The organism is Treponema sp. UBA7570 (assembly GCA_002477955.1).
In the GTDB taxonomy this organism is placed as follows: Bacteria; Spirochaetota; Spirochaetia; order Treponematales; family Treponemataceae; genus Treponema_D.
In genome coordinates, this window is record DLLE01000013.1 from 1 (window position 1) to 203 (window position 203).

Sequence of the window (203 nt, forward strand, 5' to 3'; positions counted from 1 at the left end):
AATCTTGTGGATGTTCCGGAAGTTGAGTCGAGCTGGTTTGAGTTCAAAATCTACAAGGCGTACCAGCCGGAAATTTTGGACATAAAATCCGCCGCGAACAGGTCAGCAACTTTGTTTCTTGAAGAAATAAACGACGGCGTTTTCAATATTTCCGGAAAAAATCTTTTCGCGCTTCCGCAGAATGAGTCTGACATTTCTTTTAC

At 42.4% G+C, this 203-nt stretch carries 1 protein-coding gene; it reads left to right on the forward strand.

The features are described from left to right. Positions 1–203, forward strand: a 203-nt coding sequence (locus B4N75_RS01045; RefSeq protein ID WP_296706355.1) for a hypothetical protein, incomplete at both ends; no start/stop codon positions are given.